The sequence below is a fragment of the Nonomuraea sp. NPDC003804 genome (assembly GCF_040610675.1).
Taxonomy (GTDB): Bacteria; Actinomycetota; Actinomycetes; order Streptosporangiales; family Streptosporangiaceae; genus Nonomuraea.
This window is the reverse complement of the sequence record NZ_JBEXMT010000001.1, coordinates 245,930-259,497: the sequence shown is the minus strand read 5'-3', so window position 1 is coordinate 259,497 and position 13,568 is coordinate 245,930. Positions and strand designations below refer to the sequence as shown.

Below are 13,568 nucleotides of genomic sequence, written 5' to 3'. Positions count from 1 at the left end.
GGCCCGCGCGGTCTTCAGGAAAGAATCAGGCATGGTCAGGACTTCGCCGGATGGGCGGAGCCGACCCGCGGGCGGGCATCCCATCAGCAGTTGACACAGGGCAGATGTTTTCCAGCCAACAATTTCGCCGTCGGTGCCCTAAAGAATAGGGTGGAATATCGCCATATATCGTCAGTGTGGCTTTTTGAACGGTCCATCGTCATGCTAGGGGGGTGGCAACTACGATCCCCTCTGCGCAGGCCTTCAGTAGGCGACCACTCCGCATCCCCGCACTTCCGTGTCCTTTCCCCAACGAGATCAACGTCCATTCGGAAGAGGTGGACGCCGAGAGTCACCGATGGCTGGCGACCTCTGGCATGCTCGGCGACGACAAGGCCGTCGAACACTTCAGACGCTCCAAGATCGGGGTGCTGGCGGCTCGCACCAACCCATTAGTACCTCGCGAAAGTTTGAGACTGCTCAACGACTGGTACAACTGGTTGTTCGCCTTCGACGACGCTTTCTGCGAGGGAGCCCTCATCGGGCACCGGGCCTCAGCACTGGCTCACGCCCTGCCGCCGCTCCTCGAGATCCTCGACGGCCGTCGGCAACCCGCATCGGACGATCCCTTCGGCCTGACTCTGCGCGAACTGCAACTGCGCATCACGGAAACGGCGACGCCCGCCCAGGTCGAACGCTGGCGTACAACGGTCAAGGAGTACCTGTTCGCGCAGATCTGGGAGGCGGCCAACCGGGAGGTGGACCTCATCCCCAGCGTCGAGGACTACGTGCTCATGCGCCGCATCACCGGGGCGACCTACACCTGCCTGGCTCTCATCGACGTAGGCGGCGGCTATCGCCTCGAAGCGGAGGAATGGCACCATCCGGACGTCCGTGTGTTGTCCGACCTTGCCTGCGACCTCATCGGCTGGGACAACGACCTGCTGTCGTACGCCAAGGAGCGCGACAACGACAAGGCCCGGCACAACCTGGTCACGGTGCTGGCCACACACAGGTCTCTCAGCCTGCAGAAGGCTCTCGACGAGGTGTCGAACATGCACAACGACGCCGTCGCCGCGTTCATCGAACGCCGCGCCCATCTCGAGCGATGGGCATCGCTGCCGGTACGCAGATACGTGCGTGGACTGGAGCACTGGGTCCGGGGGCACATCGAGTTCTCCCTCGGCAGTGCCCGTTACATCCACGCATGGCCGACCGGCACCACCTGGAGCAAGGCCGGCTGATCAGGATGGCGGGGCGTCCACCTCGCCCAGCGCCAACGTGGACGCCTCATCCAGATCGAGGCGCGCCCCGCTTTCGAACGCCGAGTTGTAGGCCGCCTCGCCCAGCAGCTTCTGGCACTCCTTCACGCACTTCTCGTGCTCGTTGGTCAGGAACGGCGCGCCCATCATCGGCAGCCCCGACGTCGTCCAGTTGGCCTTCAGCGCGCCCAGCAGATGAGCGGCCAACTCGGCCTGCTCGAGCATGGCGAAGGTCCGCGCCGTCGTCTCCAACGCGACCAGAGTGCCCAGCGTGTCGTGGAAGTAGCGCTTGATGCGCAGGCCCTCCTGGGCCGTGGTCAGGGCCGCCTCCGGCCGGCCCATCGCCAGCAGCGGAAGTGACAGCGCCCAGCTGGCGTAGGAGCTGACCCACAGCTCGCCCCGCTCCTTGCACACCTGCAGCACGTCGACCAGGAGCGATTCGGCCTCGTACACCTCGCCCTGCGTCGTCAGCACGATCGACAGCTCGACGATGGCCTGCAGCAGGCCCGGGTTGAGCTCCTTGTTGCCGGTGTTGAACTCGATCGCCATGCCCAGCAGAGCGCTGGCCTTCTGCAGGTCGCCCTGGAGCAGCGCCGCCGTCCCCTGCATCTTGGAGGCCAGGATGACCGCGCGGGAGTCGCCGACCAGCACCGCCTCGCTGCTGCACTGCTCGGCCGCCTCCAGCGCGCCCACGCTGTCGCCCTGGGCGCTGCGCACGTAGGACAGCACCCACAGCGCCTTGCAGCGTTCCTTGCTGGGATCGGGGTTGGCGCGCAGCGCCCGCTCCAGGTAGATGCGCCCCTCGCGGACGAACCCGCAGCAGATCCACATGAACCACAGCGATGACAGCAGCTCCAGCGCCAGGAGGCTGTCGCCCGGCGTGCGCAGGGCGTGCTCGAGCGCGAGCCTGACGTTGTCGTGCTCCTGGCGCATGCGTACGAACCAGTAGATCTGCCGCGGCCCCGACCAGGCGTCCTCGCTCCTGCGGGCCAGGCTCAGGTAGTAGGCCAGGTGCTGGTGGCGCAGGCTCTCGGACTCGCCGAGCTTCTCCAGCCACTCCTCGCCGTACTCGGCCAGCGTGTCGATGAGCTTGTAGCGCACGCCCGCGTGGTCGCTCTTGATCAGCAGGATCGATTTCTCCACCAGCCCGGTCACCAGGTCGGTGATGTCCTCGGCGGGCAGCCGGTCGTCGGAGCAGACGAACCTGGCCGCGTCGAGCTCGAAGTCGCCCGCGAACACCGAAAGGCGCGCCCACAGCAGCCGCTCGGCGGGTTCGCACAGCTCGTGGCTCCAGCCGATGGCCGCGCGCAGCGTCTGGTGGCGGGGCAGCGCCGTACGGCTGGCCCCGGCCAGCAGGCTGAAGCGGTCGGTCAGCAGGCCCAGGATCTGGTCGACCGACAGCGCCCGCAGCCGCACCGCGGCCAGCTCGATCGCCAGCGGGATGCCGTCGAGGCGGCGGCACAGCTCGGCCACCGAGCCGATGTTCTGCTCGTCCAGCACGAAGTCGGGCACGACCGCGCCGGCCCTGGCCGCGAACAGCTGCACCGACTCGTTGGTGAACGGGTTCTCGTCGGCGTTGTCGCCCGGCACCGCCAGCGGCGGCACCGGCACCACGTGCTCGTACGCCAGGTGCAGCGACTGGCGGCTGGTGGCCAGGATCTTCAGCCGCGGGTTGGCCTGCAGCAGCTCGTCGATCAGCTCGGCGCAGCCCTCGATCAGGTGCTCGCACGTGTCGAGGATGAGCAGCATGTTGCGGTCGCCGACCCACTCCGACAGCGACTCCGACTCGCCGCGCGCCGACTGGTCGGCCACGCCGAAGGCCGAGGCGATCGTGTTCTTCACCATGCCCGCGTCCTGCAGTCGCGCCAGGTCGGCGAACCACACGCCGTCGGCGAACTGCGAGCGGACCTGATGGGCCAGCCGCAGCACCGTCCGCGACTTGCCCACGCCGCCGATGCCGGTGACGGTCACGAGATTGGACTCGGACAAGTGGCGTTTGAGGTTGGCAAGCAGCCTCGTCCGCCCGACGAAGCTCGTGAGCTCCGCCGGCAAATTGCCTTCTCGACGCCAACCTGTCGGGGTGGCCATGGGCAGCCTCACGGGGGGTAGCCGGACACCTTCTCACGCGCGGGACCAACTGTACCCCGAGGAGCCTTTACTGTCCCTTGTGGCTTACCTGTGCCGGGGTGACGTTTCTTCCTCCGGATAGCATTGACGTCGTGACCGAATTCCTGCCTGAGCAAACCACGGATGACACCGACCTGGGGTGGGGCGAAATTCCGGACGAGGATCCGGACGCTTTCTACCTCGACAACAGGCCACCGCACTGGGGCTGACACGGCCTGTCGCGGAGGACGAACTTCTGTAACCCTGGCGCTCAGCCGTACGATTTGCCACTTTTGTCCCATCGCTGACCGGGCCCATGACGACCGATGGACCGGCGCCCTCGCGAGCCCCGGCCCATCGGCCCCCCTCCACGGCCGTGCGCGTTCCCCGCGCAGCGGCCGCCGTTCACGGGCGGATCAGCTGACCACGTCCCTGCGGCGGAAGCGGCGGAAGGCGACCGCGATCAGGATCGCGGCGTAGCTGACCGACACCGCCGCCCCCTTGGTCATCCCGCCCCAGTCCAGCGTCGGCGCCAGCGCGTCCATCCACGCGGTGTTCCAGAACGTGGGTAGGAATTCCCGCAACGACCCCAGCGCCTCCACCGCCTGCAGGATCGTGCTGACGATGACCAGCCCCACCGCGCCGCCCACCGCGCCCAGCGGCGAGTCGGTGACCGTCGAGAGCAGGAACGCCAGCGCCGCCACTGTCAGCTGGCTCACCAGCGCGTACCCGATGACGATCCCGAACCGCGGCAGCACGTCGAAGGCAGGGATCGTCTCGCCCGTCCCCGGCACCTGGATGTCGTTCCAGCCGAATACCAGCGTTCCCGCCACCAGAGCCATCACCGGCAGGCAGATCACCGCCGCCGCCGAGTAGCCGAGCGCCACGACGAGCTTCTGCCGCAGCAACCGGTCGCGCGGCACGGGGGCGGCCAGCAGATAGCGCAGCGACGACCAGCTCGCCTCGCTGGCGACGGTGTCGCCGCAGAACAGCGCCACCGCCACGACCAGCAGGAAGCTCGCCGACACCGACAGCGCGAACGCGGCGAAGTTCAGCCCGCTCTGCGTGGCCAGGTCGGACAGGCGCAGGGCGTTCTGCTGGCCGGTGTTCTGCGGGCCGAGCTGGAAGGCGATGACCAGGATCCATGGCAGGGCCAGCAGCAGCCCGAACATCACCAGCGTGCGCCGCCGCTTGAACTGCCTGACGATCTCCACCCGCAGCGGCAGCGTACGGCGCGCGGCATAGCCCGGGGCCCCGCCGCTGTGAACGGTCATGACTTGTCTCCGATCAGGTCGAGGAAGACGTCCTCGAGACGCGGCCCGTGGCCGTTGTGCCTGGCCGTGTCGAGCAGGTCGGACACCGGGCCGGCGCTCACCAGGCGGCCGCGGTGCATGACCACCACGTGGCTGCACGTCTGCTCCACCTCCGCCAGCAGATGGCTGGAGACGATCACGGTACGGCCGTCGCGGGCGTAGCGCTTGAGGACCTCGCGCATCTCCCTGATCTGCGGTGGGTCGAGCCCGTTGGTGGGTTCGTCGAGAACCAGCAGGTCCGGCAGGCCGAGCATCGCCTGGGCGATGGCCAGGCGCTGCCGCATGCCCTGGGAGTAGGTGCGCACGGCCCGCTCCAGCGCCGAGCCGAGCCCGGCGATCTCCAACGCCTCGGCCATGTGGGCGTCCTGCGGCGGGCGGCCCGTGGCCTGCCAGTACAGGGTCAGGTTGTCGCGTCCGGACAGGTGCGGCAGGAATCCGGGACCTTCGACGAACGAGCCCAGCCTGGACAGGACCGGCGCCCCGGGCGTCACCGGATCACCGAAGATCCTGATCTGGCCGGCGTCGGGGTGGATGAGCCCCATCATCATCCGCATCGTGGTGGTCTTGCCCGCGCCGTTCGGGCCGAGCAGGCCGAGCACCTGGCCCTTCTCCACCCGGAACGACAGCCCGTCCACGGCCTTCTCGCCGTTCCGATAGGCCTTCGTCAGCCCGGCGATCTCCAGCGGCACCTCGGCGCCGCCCGCGCCCGGTGCCGCGGCGCCGTTCGCGCCCGCGCCGTTCAGGCCCGCGCCGTTCGGGCCCGCGCCGTTCGGGCCCGCGCCGTTCGGGCCCGCGCCGTTCGGGCCTGCGGTGTTCGCGCCCGTGCCGTGCGTGCCGGTGCCGTTCGTGCCTGCGGCGTTCGGGCTTGTCCTGTCCCCCTTGACGGAGCGCCCGGAGGGGGCGGCCGTCCGGCGGCCCGTCGCCAGGACGAGGGCGGCGACCGCGACGGCCGCCAGCGGCAGCGCCCACGTCCACCACACCGGGCCGCTCGGCGGCGCGGCCAGTTCGGGCACCGTCGGCACGGTCAGCGTCGGCGCGGCCAGGCCCACCACGTAGCCGGCGGGCTCGGCGGGCGTCGCGTAGCCCATGTCGGTCGTGGTCAGCGCCAGCCGCAGCCGATGACCGGCCGCGAAGCGGTGGTCGACGGCGGGCAGCGTGACCGTCACCTCGCCGGCTCCGGCGGGCACCCGTACGGGCGTCACCAGACCGGCGGGCAGCGTCGGCGGGGTGACGGCGTCGGCCACGTCGTAGAGCTTGGCGAACAGCGTCGCCTCGCCCGGCGCCCGCACCCTGATCTTCACGGTCGCGGTGCCGGTGAGCTGCAGCGGCTCGGCCAGCGGCGCGGACTCGAAGACCGCGCTCTGGCCCGGCATGTCGAGGGAGACGCCCGGGTTGCCGCCCTGCGCGCCGCCACCGCCGAGCAGGCCGCCGATCCCCGGCACGGCCGAGATGGAGGCGGGGTTGCCGCCCGGCGGGTTGGCGACGTTCTGGTCGGGCCCGGCGAGCTGGATCGGCGTGGCGGCGGTGCCGGTCAGGCCGGGGTAGCGGTCGGTGCCGGGGTGCAGGCGGATGCGCTGGCGGGTGCCGGGGTCGCGGCCCCCGTCACGCGTGATGGTGAACCCCTGCACGGTCCCCGGGGAGCCCGTCCCCACGGAGCCCGTCTCCGCGCTGCCCGTGCCCGCTGTTCCTGTCCCCGCGCTGCCCGTTTCCGTTGTGCCTCTTCCCGCGGTGCCCGTTCCAGGGGAGACCACGGCGGTGCCTGGCCCGGCCGCCGCACGCAGGTGGCGGTCGAACCAGTCGAGCAGCCGCTCGTCCAGCCAGTCCACCTCGCCGTTGCCGCCGTCGTGCCCGCCGTCGAACCACATCACCTCGACCGGCGTCCCCGCCGCCGCGATCGCCTTGGCGTTCGCGTCGGCCTGCGCGAGCGTGAACAGCGAGTCGCGCTGCCCCTGGATCAGCAGGGTGGGCGCCTTGATCCGCCCGGCCACCGTCACCGGGCTCGAGGCGCGCAGCATCTCGACCGCCTCGGGCGTCGGCCTGCCGGTGGCCGCGACCCGCTGGTACATCTCGCACACCGCGGGCAGGAACCGGCCGCACCTGGCCTCCTCGGCCGACAGCGGCCGCGGCGGCGCGGTCAGCGCGCGCAGCCCCTCGGCGCCGGCGGCGGGAGCGCCCCTGCTGAAGAACAGTCCCGCCCACATCTTCTTGAACACGCCGTTGGGGAACAGCGCCTCCGACAGGTCACTCCAGGTGATCATCGGGACGATCGCGTCGACCCTGGCGTCGTGGGCGGCGGTCATGAGCGCGATGGCGCCGCCGTACGAGCCGCCCGCGATGCCCACGCGCGGGTCGCCCGCGGCGTCGAGCCGAACCTCGGGCCGCTTGGCCAGCCAGTCGATGAGCTGCTCGACGTCCTTGACCTCGTAGTCCGGCGAGTTGAGCGCGATCTGCCCGGTGGAGCGGCCGAAGCCGCGCGCCGACCAGGTCAGCACCGCGTAACCCTGCCGCGCCAGCCGTACGGCCTGGGCCCTGACGCTGTCCTTGCTGCCGCCGAAGCCGTGGGCGAGCAGCACGGCGGGCGCCCTGCCCTCTCCGGCCGGCGGGAAGTACGTCGTGTCGAGCTCGACCCGCTGGTCGTCTCCCGGGCCGTCGACGACGGCGATCCGCTGCTCCTGGCCGCGCACCGCAGGCGCGGACGGCCACACCAGCCAGACCGCCGCCGCGAGCACGGCCAGCGCCGCGACCAGCGCGGCTGCTCTCTTCATGTGGCGAGCGTACTGACCGGTCCTGAGAGGCAGCTGAGACGATCTCAGCCCAGCAGGGCGTAGACGGTGCTGGCCCGGGCGGCCGGCCCGGGACCCCCTTCGGCGCTCAGCGTGATGTCGGCGAAGGCGAGCGTGCGGCCCAGCTTGGTGACCCGCGCCTCGATCAGGACGTCGGCCCCTGTCACCGGCCGCTGGAACGTCGTGGACTGCTGGACCGTGGTCATCGGCACGAAACCACCCCTGGCCGAGGAGATCGCGATGACGGTCGCGGTGTCGGCGGCGGCCATGAGCGCCTGGCCGCTGATCCCGCCGCCCTGCCTGGCCAGCCGGTCGGACCACGGCAGGCGCAGCAGCGCGTGGCTCTGACCGACCTCCTCCACGCTCAGCCCCAGGTCGAGGACCCACGGGGCGAAGTTGTCCTTGAGTATGGCGTCGCCTTCTTCAGGAGTCACGCCGTCATCATGCACGCTGGAGCCATGCTTGAGGAGGTCTTCCTGCCCTCGACGTACGGCGTGGGCGTGCCGTACGAGTTGTTCGCGACGCTGCGGCGCGAGTCGCCCGTCCGCCGGATCCCCGAGCCCGCGTTCGGGCCGTGGCGGGCCGGGCCCGGCTTCTGGGGCGTGTTCGCGCACGCGGACGTGAAACACGTGCTGCGCACCCCCGCCGATTTCTCCTCCCACCTGGGCGCGACGCAGATCCGCGACCCCGACACCCCGGCCGACCTGGCGTTCGTCCAGGCGATGATGCTCAACACCGACCCGCCGGAACACGCGCGGCTGCGCAGGATCGTCTCGGCCGCCTTCACCCCGCGGGCCGTCCGCGCCCTCGAGGAGACGATCGCGGCGCGGGCCGCGCGGCTGTTCGCGCGGGGCGCCTGCGACGTCGTCGAGGTGGCCGCCGATCTGCCGGTGTGGACGCTGGCGCATGTCATGGGCGTGCCCGAGCAGGACCGCCGCCTGCTGTACGACTGGGCGTCGCGGGTGATCGGCTACCAGGACGAGGAGTACGCGGACCTGGCCACGGCCGACGATCTCAGCCCGCTCGGCAGGATCGCGCTGGCGGCCCGGCCGCCCGCCCGGCGCCCCGGCGTCAACCCCAGGTCGAGGGCGGCGCTGGCGGACATGTTCGCCTACGCGCACGCGCTGGCCGCCCGCCCCGGCGGCGGCGACGACGTGATGGCGGCCATGCTCGGCGGTGGCCTGACCGAGGCCGAGTTCGAGAACATGTTCTTCCTGTTCGCGGTGGCCGGCAACGAGACGCTGCGCAACGGCATCCCCGGCGGCCTGCTGTGTCTGCTGGAGCATCCCGGCGCCATGGACCTGCTGCGGGCCAGGCCCGAGCTGCTGCCCTCCGCGGTGGAGGAGATGCTGCGCTTCTGGCCGCCCGTCATGAACTTCCGCCGTACGGCGACGCGCGACCTCGAGCTGGGCGGGCAGCGGATCGGCGCGGGCGAGAAGGTCGTCGTCTACCACGCCTCCGCCAACAGGGACGAGACGGTCTTCGCCGACCCCGACAGGTTCGACATCACCCGCACCCCGAACGACCACGTCAGCTTCGGTTTCGGCCCGCACGTCTGCCTCGGCGCCCACCTGGCCAGGACGCAGATGCGCGCGTTCTTCGCCGAGCTGCTGAAGTGGGACGTACGGCTCGCCGGCCAGCCGGTCAGGCTGATCTCGAACTTCCAGAACGGATTAAAGCATTTGCCCGTCCTCCTAGAGTCAAGATCATGACCGACTATCTTGCTGTCAACAGGGCCAACTGGGACGAACGCGTGGGCATCCACCTGGGCAGCGACTTCTACGACGTCGAAGGGTTCAAGGCGGGCGGGCAGCCGCTGCGCCCCTTCGAACTGGCCGAGATGGGCGACGTGCGCGGCAGGCGGCTGATCCACCTGCAGTGCCACTTCGGGCTCGACACGATGGCGTGGGCACGGCTGGGCGCCGAGGTCACCGGTGTCGACCTCTCCGGCAAGGCGGTCGAGGCGGCCCGCGCGATCGCGGCCGAGTGCGGCATCGAGGCCCGCTTTCTGGAGGCCGACGTCTACGACGCCGCCGAGGTGGCGGGCGACGGCTACGACATCGTCTACACCGGCATCGGCGCGCTGGTCTGGCTGCCCGACATGGTCAGGTGGGCGCAGGTCGTCGCCTCGCTGCTCAAGCCGGGCGGTTTCCTCTACCTGGCCGAGTTCCACCCCTTCGGCGACATCCTCGACTTCGAGGACGGCTCCAGGGTGGCCTTCGACTACTTCGACCGCCGGCCCCAGGTGGAGGACTACCCGCACACCTACACCGGCACCGAGGTGCTGCGGAACGCCACCTCCGTCCAGTTCGCGCACGGCCTCGGCGAGATCGTGACCGCCCTGGCCGGGGCGGGGATGCGCGTGGAGTTCCTGCACGAGCACGACTTCACGCTCTTCCCCCGCTTCGAGTCGCTCGAACGCCACGGCGGGCTCTACCGCTTCCCCGAGGGACGCCCCGGCGTGCCGCTCCTCTACTCGCTACGCGCGGCCAGGATGTAGTGGACCTGCCGCAGGCCGTCCTCGACCTTGGCGCCTCCGGTCTCCACGAACCCGAACCTCTCGTAGAAGCGGCGGGCGCGCGGATTGGCCGCCAGCACCCACAGGCCGACCGTGCGCTCGGCGGGTATCGCCTCGACCGTGGCCGTCATCAGGGCGCGGCCGAGGCCGGTCGACAGGTGGGCCGGCAGCACGTAGATCGCATAGACCTCGGTGTCGGCGCGGTCGTCGCGGCTGTCGCCGTACATGCTGAAACCCGCCAGCGCGCCGGCGGTCTCGCCGACGATGGCGCGGGTGCGGCCGGAGTCGAGCGCCTGCCGGCGCAGGCGCACGTTCTCCTCGGTGACGGCCAGGTCGTCGAGGAAGGCGTCGGGCATCGCGCCCCGGTAGGCGTACTTCCACGTCTGGATCCGGACGGCCTCGATGCCGGGAGCGTCGTCGGGGGTCGCGGGGCGTATCTCAGTTCTCATAAGGCGCAATCATCCCGGCTACGGTCAGTCCGAGCCCGCCGACCCCGGGACCGTTCGTCACGACTGGTGGAGTCGCCGACGGGCGTGACCCTGACTTGACCGTTTTGTGGCAGGTGTGGGGTATTGACCCCGCCCGGGCCACGGAAGCCCCGCCCGTCCGGTCTCTGATTGCGGAGAAGGTAAAGGCCAGGCAAGATGTCCAGGCGTGAGAATACGAGCGGCCATCGATTGGGCCCTGCCCTACTGGACACGCGGGCCGGCCGGGCGTGAGACGCCGCCAGAGCTTTTCAAGGTCCTCTACTACGGATGGCTGCTGGCCTTCGCCCTGAAAGTGCTGGGTTCCTCCTGGGACGTCTCCTGGCATTTCAAGTGGCTGCGTGACGATCTCGCGCCGCCGCACCTGCTCAACTCGGCGGGAACGGCGATCGTCCTCGCGCTCACGATCATCCACGGCTACACCGGGTACGGCGTGGACAGGACCGCTCTGCGGCTGATCCAGTGGGGTACCGGCGTCTTCCTGGTCGCGGTGCCGCTCGACCTGATCAACCACCGGATCAACGGGCTCGACATCACCTCGTGGAGCCCCTCCCACATCCTGCTGTACCTGGGCACCTTCTTCATGATCGCCGGCGTGATCCGCGGCTGGTACATCGGCGGGGGCGGCAAGCCCGTGCTCGCCGCGCTGTTCGTCTACTTCCTGGAGAACGTGCTCTTCCCCGCCCAGCACCAGGAGTACGGCGTGTTCTCCATCGCCGCCTGGGACAGGGGAGCGCCGGCGGCCGAGCCGATCCTCATGCAGTTCGCCGCCGACCAGATGGGCCGGCCGGTGGACCGTGACATGATGGTCGCCTTCTCCCTGCCGGTGCCCGACTTCCTCTACCCCGTCTACTTCACCGTCGCGGGCCTGATCGTGCTGGCCGTCGCGCGGATGATGATCGGCAGGTTCGGCACGGCGACGCTGGTCGCCGCCGCGCTCGTCGCCTACCGCGCGGCCATCTGGCCGCTGCTCAGCGTCGCCGGCTTCCCCGAGTCCGCGGTGCCGTTCTTCCTGGTCGTCGCCGCGCTGGCGGTCGACGTGGCGTTCCTGGTGCGCCTGCCGTACCTGAGGGCGGTGCTGGGGGCGGTGCTGGCGACCGCCGCCGTGTACGGCACGCTGATCGCCCAGCACTCCCTGCTGGCCGCGCCGCCCCTGGCCACCTCCTCGGCGGTGTGGGCGGCGGCCGGCCTGGCCGTGGCCTGGCTGGTCATGGAGTGGTTCGTCACCAGGTTCGGGCTGCGCGCCGCCGATCAGCCGATCGGGGCGCGGGTGAGTGCCACGGCCACCCCGTAGGCCAGGCCCATCACCACGAGCTCCGTCGCCGCCCACGCGGCGATGGAGCTCTTCTGCTTCCTGGCGATGCCGGGCATGAGCCGCCACCTGATGTTCGCCGCGAGGGGGAGCAGGAGGCCGACCAGCGCCACCTTGGCCAGCAGCAGCAGGCCGTACTCGGAGGCGACGAGATCGACCGGCAGCTCCACACCCGTGGTCAGCGCCATCGTGGACAGGCCGCTGACCAGGCCCGACAGCGACACCAGGGCCAGCGCGACCGTGGCGGCCCTGGAGAACCTCGGCAGCGCGACGGCCAGCAGGTCGCCGCGCGTGGCGAGCGTGGCGGCGACCGCCAGCAGGCCGCCGGTCCAGACGGCGGAGCCCATCACGTGGAGCTCCATCGAGATCATGATGGGGTCGTGCCAGACCGAGTCGACCGCGTGCCCCGTCACCGGCACCGGCAACAGCCCGAACAACGCGATGACGATCCGCAGCTCGGCGGGGACCTTCTCGCCGAACCGTACGGCCAGCAGCCCGATGCCCGCGTAGCCGAGCGCGCACGCCGTGCTGAACAGCAGGCCCTGGCCGGCGCCCACCGAGCCGATGTAGGTGGCGATCATGCCGAGGGTCGGGACCGCGCCGGGGTTCAGCTCCGCGGTGTAGAGCACGATCGTCACCAGAGCGGTGATCGCCCAGATCCACGCGGCGGTGACGGCGTGGGCCCTGACCCGGCGCATGACCGGCTCGGTGGCGTCGGGATCGTCGAAGCCGAGCAGCTTGGGCAGCAGGCTGAGCCCGACCACCGTGGTGGCGGCCAGGTCGAGCAGGGCCCTGACGATGGGCAGGCCGTACTCCACGGCCGGGCCGGGGAGCGGGATGCCGGGGACGGGGTCCTCAGCGGTCAGCGTGCCGGCGACGACGGCGGCGCAGACGGCGGCCAGGACCAGGCCCGCCGCCAGCCGGATGCCCGCCGACGGCCCGGCGAGGGCGCGGGGCCGTACTCCGGTGACGGTCATGCCTCGCCCTTCCCTGCGCCGGGGACCGGCTGGCCGGGGTGGGCGGGCGCGGGGTCCTCGTCCGCGGGGGCGTCGGGACCGGGGCGCTCGCGGGGCCCCTCGGCGACGGCGGCGGGTCCGCCGGCGGGCGCGGCGCGGCGGAGGGCGACGATCGTGCCGCCGGCGAGCAGGACGAGAGCGCCGACCACCCACACGATCGCCATGCCCGCGCCGCCGTTGGCCGCCGCCTCGGCCGCCTGCGCGCTGAGGTCGGCGGGCGGCACGCCCGGGGCGCCGCCTTCCGCGCCCCGCGCCGTGCCCGAATCCGTGCCTGAAACCGTGCCTGGCGTCGTGCCCTGCGCCCCCTCGGCGGCCGGGGCCTGCGACGCGGGGACGCCGGTTCCTGCGACGGTCAGGGTGAAGGTCACCTTGCCCGAGATCGGGTGCCCGTCGGCCGACAGGATCCGGTAGCCGATCACGTAGTCGCCCGCCGGCCCGAGCGGCCTGAGCCGCGCGGTGACCTTCTTCGCGCTGACGGCGGCCTGCCCGGCCTCCCACCTGCCGCCGTCCGGGCCGGTCACGGTGACCTGCGTGAAGCCCTGCCGGGCCGGCTGGTCGAACTCCAGCGTGACCTGCTCGGGCGCGGAGGCCAGCCGGGCGCCCTCCGCTGGGTCGCTTCCCGTCAGCACGTTGTGCGCCTGCGCGGGCGCGACCGCGACGCCCAGCGCGGCGCACGCCAGCAGCAGGACCGTGAGTAGCCGCCTCACCGATCTCGACCTTCCGTAGAGCTGTCTTGACCAAGACATGGTCCCACTGGTCGTCACCGGCCGCGCGCGGGTGTAGCCGTGATGATC

11 protein-coding genes are annotated in these 13,568 nt (G+C 71.1%); 4 read left to right on the top strand and 7 right to left on the bottom strand.

Features of this window, described 5'->3' with window-relative positions; genetic code table 11:
• Positions 1-356: 356 nt before the first annotated feature.
• Entirely contained in the window at positions 357-1,223 is an 867-nt protein-coding gene (locus ABZX22_RS01200; protein ID WP_354904718.1) for a hypothetical protein, read from the top strand.
• Here ABZX22_RS01200 and ABZX22_RS01195 read toward each other — a convergent pair whose 3' ends face one another.
• The 4 genes from ABZX22_RS01195 to ABZX22_RS01180 all read right to left on the bottom strand — a co-directional run bounded on the left by ABZX22_RS01195 (position 1,224) and on the right by ABZX22_RS01180 (position 7,877).
• Positions 1,224-3,230 (bottom strand): ATPase, encoded by a 2,007-nt coding sequence (locus ABZX22_RS01195; protein WP_354904716.1) that lies wholly within the window; start codon positions 3,228-3,230, stop codon positions 1,224-1,226.
• 533 nt (positions 3,231-3,763) lie between these two features.
• Positions 3,764-4,621, bottom strand: coding sequence for an ABC transporter permease subunit (locus ABZX22_RS01190; protein WP_354904714.1), 858 nt, complete (start codon positions 4,619-4,621; stop codon positions 3,764-3,766).
• Positions 4,618-7,425, bottom strand: coding sequence for an alpha/beta fold hydrolase (locus ABZX22_RS01185; protein ID WP_354904712.1), 2,808 nt, complete (start codon positions 7,423-7,425; stop codon positions 4,618-4,620). Before ABZX22_RS01185 ends, ABZX22_RS01190 begins: the two co-directional genes overlap by 4 nt.
• A 44-nt stretch (positions 7,426-7,469) precedes the next feature.
• Positions 7,470-7,877, bottom strand: coding sequence for a PaaI family thioesterase (locus tag ABZX22_RS01180; RefSeq protein WP_354904709.1), 408 nt, complete (start codon positions 7,875-7,877; stop codon positions 7,470-7,472).
• 24 nt (positions 7,878-7,901) lie between these two features.
• On the opposite strand from ABZX22_RS01180, the gene ABZX22_RS01175 reads away from it, so the two are divergent.
• Together ABZX22_RS01175 and ABZX22_RS01170 are read left to right on the top strand one after the other, a co-directional pair.
• Positions 7,902-9,155: a cytochrome P450 gene (locus ABZX22_RS01175; protein ID WP_354904707.1), complete on the top strand. Its 1,254-nt coding sequence runs from the start codon at positions 7,902-7,904 to the stop codon at positions 9,153-9,155.
• Positions 9,152-9,943, top strand: coding sequence for a class I SAM-dependent methyltransferase (locus ABZX22_RS01170; RefSeq protein WP_354904705.1), 792 nt, complete (start codon positions 9,152-9,154; stop codon positions 9,941-9,943). Before ABZX22_RS01175 ends, ABZX22_RS01170 begins: the two co-directional genes overlap by 4 nt.
• Here the strand turns inward: ABZX22_RS01170 and ABZX22_RS01165 are convergent.
• On the bottom strand, positions 9,916-10,410 hold the full coding sequence (locus tag ABZX22_RS01165; protein ID WP_354904702.1) for a GNAT family N-acetyltransferase: 495 nt from the start codon (positions 10,408-10,410) through the stop codon (positions 9,916-9,918). The two genes, ABZX22_RS01170 and ABZX22_RS01165, sit on opposite strands and share 28 nt — an antisense overlap.
• A gap of 205 nt (positions 10,411-10,615) precedes the next feature.
• Here ABZX22_RS01165 and ABZX22_RS01160 point away from each other — a divergent pair, with 205 nt between their 5' ends.
• Positions 10,616-11,740, top strand: a complete 1,125-nt coding sequence (locus tag ABZX22_RS01160) for a hypothetical protein (protein WP_354904701.1) — start codon at positions 10,616-10,618, stop codon at positions 11,738-11,740.
• On the opposite strand, the gene ABZX22_RS01155 is transcribed toward ABZX22_RS01160, so the two are convergent.
• Complete coding sequence (locus ABZX22_RS01155; RefSeq protein ID WP_354904698.1) at positions 11,698-12,735, bottom strand: CopD family protein; 1,038 nt, start codon at positions 12,733-12,735, stop codon at positions 11,698-11,700. The genes ABZX22_RS01160 and ABZX22_RS01155 overlap by 43 nt on opposite strands.
• Positions 12,732-13,481 (bottom strand): copper resistance CopC family protein, encoded by a 750-nt coding sequence (locus tag ABZX22_RS01150; RefSeq protein ID WP_354904696.1) that lies wholly within the window; start codon positions 13,479-13,481, stop codon positions 12,732-12,734. The genes ABZX22_RS01155 and ABZX22_RS01150 overlap by 4 nt, the downstream gene beginning before the upstream one ends.
• Between the last annotated feature and the right edge of the window lie 87 nt (positions 13,482-13,568).

Coding starts and splice junctions, on each gene's coding strand:
- ABZX22_RS01200 (WP_354904718.1), top strand. CDS start 357: ATGCTCGGCGACGACAAGGCCGTCGAACACTTCAGACGCTCCAAGATC.
- ABZX22_RS01190 (WP_354904714.1), bottom strand. CDS start 4,621: ATGACCGTTCACAGCGGCGGGGCCCCGGGCTATGCCGCGCGCCGTACG.
- ABZX22_RS01185 (WP_354904712.1), bottom strand. CDS start 7,425: ATGAAGAGAGCAGCCGCGCTGGTCGCGGCGCTGGCCGTGCTCGCGGCG.
- ABZX22_RS01175 (WP_354904707.1), top strand. CDS start 7,902: ATGCTTGAGGAGGTCTTCCTGCCCTCGACGTACGGCGTGGGCGTGCCG.
- ABZX22_RS01170 (WP_354904705.1), top strand. CDS start 9,152: ATGACCGACTATCTTGCTGTCAACAGGGCCAACTGGGACGAACGCGTG.
- ABZX22_RS01165 (WP_354904702.1), bottom strand. CDS start 10,410: ATGAGAACTGAGATACGCCCCGCGACCCCCGACGACGCTCCCGGCATC.
- ABZX22_RS01155 (WP_354904698.1), bottom strand. CDS start 12,735: ATGACCGTCACCGGAGTACGGCCCCGCGCCCTCGCCGGGCCGTCGGCG.